The following is a 929-nucleotide window of genomic DNA, read 5'->3' on the forward strand; positions in this document are numbered from 1 at the left end:
TGTTCGTAGAGGGCGATGAGTTGGCCGATGACCGAGGGGGTGAGTTTGGTGGCCAGGATCGAGGTGGTCGGCCGGTTACCGGGCATCACCTTGTGGGGGACGATTTCGGCGGGGGTGCCTTCGGCGGCGATTTCGGCGGCGGTTTTGCCGAAGGCGAGTACTTGGGTTTGGGCGAAGAAGTTGCTCATGAGCAGGTCGTGCATGCTGCCGTCGCCGTCGGCGGTGGCGAGGTCGTCGACGGGTTGGGAGAACCCGATGAAGTCGGCGGGGATCAGTCGGGTGCCTTGGTGCAGTAGTTGGTAGAAGGCGTGTTGTCCGTTGGTTCCTGGTTCGCCCCAATAGATTTCGCCGGTTTGGGTGTTTACGGGTGTGCCGTCGCAGCGGACGGATTTGCCGTTGGATTCCATGGTGAGTTGTTGTAGGTAGGCGGCGAATCGGTTGAGGTCGTTGGTGTAGGGCAGCACGGCGCGGGATTGGGCGTCGAAGAAGTTGGAGTACCACAGGCCGATGAGGCCCAGTAGTGCTGGGGCGTTGGCTTCTAGTGGGGCGGTGCGGAAGTGTTCGTCGATGAGGTGGAAGCCGGCGAGGAATTCGGCGAAGCGTTCTTTGCCGATGGCGGCCATGACGGTGAGTCCGATGGCGGAGTCTACGGAGTAGCGGCCGCCGACCCAGTCCCAGAAGCCGAACATGTTGTCGGTGTTGATGCCGAATTCGTCGACGAGTTTTTTGTGGGTGGACACGGCGACGAAGTGTTTGGCCACTGCGGCGTCGCCGAGTGCTTTGACCAGCCAGCGCCGCGCCGCGGTGGCGTTGGTGAGGGTTTCGAGGGTGGAGAAGGTTTTGGAGGCGACGACGAAAAGTGTTGTGGCGGGGTCGAGTCCGTCGAGGGTGGCGACCAGGTGGGAGGGGTCGACGTTGGACACGAAGCG

1 protein-coding gene is annotated in these 929 nt (G+C 62.3%); it reads right to left on the reverse strand.

The features are described from left to right. Positions 1–929: glucose-6-phosphate isomerase (gene pgi, locus BST13_RS38050; RefSeq protein ID WP_083171388.1), on the reverse strand; the 929-nt coding region annotated here is incomplete at both ends.

This window comes from Mycobacterium aquaticum (assembly GCF_002086485.1).
Classification (GTDB): Bacteria; Actinomycetota; Actinomycetes; order Mycobacteriales; family Mycobacteriaceae; genus Mycobacterium; species Mycobacterium aquaticum.